Genomic DNA, 2,394 nt, shown 5'->3' on the forward strand with positions numbered 1-2,394 from the left:
GGCGCGGGCACCGGGGCCGGCGCGGTCACAGGCTGCGGCACCGGGGCGGGCACCGGAGCGGGCGCGACCGGCTGTTGCGCCGTGGTGGTGGTGATGCCCAGCTGTTCATTGCGATAGGTGCGCAGCAGGCCCGATGGCCCCTGCGAGGCCAAAATCTGATTGTAGGGCGCGACATGCGAACTGGCCAGCGCGCGCTGGTGGCTGCCCAGCAGGAAGTCACGTTCGTAGCCGTCGAGATACCCATCGGGGTTGAACCCCATCTGGGCCTGGAATTGCGAAATGCCAGCGCGCGAGCGGCGGCCAAGGACGCCATCGGCACCGCCGACGTTATAGCCGAAATAGTTCAGCGCGTGCTGAACCTGGCGGTTCTGTTCCCGTTCGGCACTGTAAGTCGGCCTGTAGGTGGTGGTGGTGCGCGTCCGGCGCTGTTTGTTCTTGGCAATCTCATTGCCGATCAGGCCGCCGACGATCAGACCGCCCAGCAGGGCCGCCCCTTCATCCGCTTGAGCACGCTGCACCGGCACCACAATTACGCTGGCCGCGACCAGCGAAGCACATAAATTTCGTTTCAACATTCTAAAACCCTCCGGTGACATCTCGACCCGGCAGCAGTTCCGGACAAGAGCAGTCGTCAAAGACATTTGTTCAACTGACAGAACATCAGACGAACAAAGGCCGGGCAAAGAGTCAAGTTTTACCGCTGAGCCCACGCGCAAACTATACGCGAATTGAAGCATTTGTGAAACCCGATTGCGGCAATACTGCGGATCCGCGCCGACGCGATATCTAGTCCAGCGCCAGGTTCAGAAGGGCGTCCGGAGACAGGTCCGGCGCCTGGGCATAGACCGCCAGATCGTCCCAGAACCGGTCCAGCATCAGCAGGATATTGTCGCGCCCGGCCAGCGACATTTCCTCCCGCAACACGCCATAGGCCGCCTGCCGCGCCTGCGGCGCGATATCGGTGCCAAGCGTTTCCAGCGCCGCGCGGAACGACAGCAGGTACGTCGATTGCAGGCGCCGCAGGTCATCGATTTCGCCGACATGCTTGTCCAGCTGGCGGGCATAGACGGTGCTTTGGCTGCCGGCGCGCTGCAATTCCACCAGCATCCGGATATTGGAGGCCTTGGCGGCGATCTCGCCGGCGTTCTCGTTCAGCGACTCGACAAACACCGCGCCGGCCAGCAGCGTGGCGCGCGCCGATTGCTGCAGCGCTGTCTGTGCCCGGTCGTTGGCTCGGCGGAATTCCAGTTTCAGATCGTTCAGCGCATCCTGGCGGTTGGGGTCGATCTCGGCCTCGATCAGCCCGCTGAGCAGCCCCAGCGGGTCGGCGCCGGCCCGGTTCTCGCGGTCCTGGCCACCGGCCAGCGCCGACCAGCGGTCGCGGATCGCCCGGAGCCGGGCATCGGACGTGGCGATATGGGTGGACAGCACCAGCCGCAGCCCGAAGGTCGGCGCGCTGAGCGGTGCGCCGGTGGCGAGGTCGTAGGGCGGGTATTCGGTGCGCTGCGCGCTGTAGATCTGGTCGGCCGAGGACAGCACCGAGCCGCCGCGGGTGACGATGCCGCCGGCCTGCCCGCCCTCGCGCCCGATGGCGTTCAGGCGGAACGGTTCCAGCATCAGTTCCTCGGCATTGCCATAGACGTCATAGAGGCCCAGCGGGTTCGGCTGCCGCAGCCCGACCGGCCCCAGCCTGCCCCGCGCCGAACCGGGGGCCTGGTGGCGGGCATAGGCGCGCATGTCCTCGCCTTCGCCAAAGAAGGTGCGGCCGGAAAACAGCGTGGCGTCGATCCGGGCGCCGCCCCGGGTGGCGTATTCCCATTCCGCCTCGGTCGGCAGGCGCACGAAGGCGGGGACCTCGTCGGCCTGCGGCAGCGCCTCGGGGCGGTTGGCGATCAGCCAGCCGGAATAGAGCTGCGCCACTTCCAGCGCGCCGAACCAGGACAGGTCGCCCTGGGCCACCCGGTCGGTCCGTTCAAGCGGTGAACAATCCCCTTGCAGGGCGCGGAATTGGCCCTGGGTCAGCTCGTAGCGGGCGATGTAGTAATAGGTTGTGCCGCTGTCCGAATCGGCAAACGGGCCGCGCAGATAGGCGGGGCGGAGATAGTCGGAATAGCCCGAGTCATCCAGCGTCTGGCCCAGCCGGATGCGGCGGTCGGCCAGCGGGTCATCCGCCTCGACCGGCACGCTGACCTTCTGGAACGCCATCGCGCCGCCGCAGGGCATCGGCAGCACCAGGTCGGCCGGCGCGCCGTCGGCGGCGGGATCGTAATACTCAATTGGCCAGTCCTGCGCCTGCGCCGCCGAGGCGGTGAGCGCGAGGGACAGCAGAAGCCGGCGCATCACGCCCCCTCCCGCAGCACAGTGGCCGGGTCCAGCCGCTGCGCCGACCAGGCC

Annotated in this window: 2 protein-coding genes; both read right to left on the bottom strand. The window is 67.2% G+C overall.

The window, feature by feature from the left end; genetic code table 11:
- On the bottom strand, positions 1–575 hold a 575-nt coding region (locus CVM52_RS25205), incomplete at its 3' end, for a peptidoglycan-binding domain-containing protein (RefSeq protein WP_133119993.1).
- A 211-nt stretch (positions 576–786) separates the two neighbouring features.
- On the bottom strand, positions 787–2,340 hold the full coding sequence (locus CVM52_RS25210; RefSeq protein ID WP_100165007.1) for a formylglycine-generating enzyme family protein: 1,554 nt from the start codon (positions 2,338–2,340) through the stop codon (positions 787–789).
- Between the last annotated feature and the right edge of the window lie 54 nt (positions 2,341–2,394).

Origin of the sequence: Pseudooceanicola lipolyticus (genome assembly GCF_002786325.1) — a bacterium.
Lineage (GTDB): Bacteria > Pseudomonadota > Alphaproteobacteria > Rhodobacterales > Rhodobacteraceae > Pseudooceanicola_C > Pseudooceanicola_C lipolyticus.

What these genes read in the sequence shown, in the direction of transcription:
- CVM52_RS25210 (WP_100165007.1), bottom strand. Translation starts at nt 2,340, where the DNA reads ATGCGCCGGCTTCTGCTGTCCCTCGCGCTCACCGCCTCGGCGGCGCAG.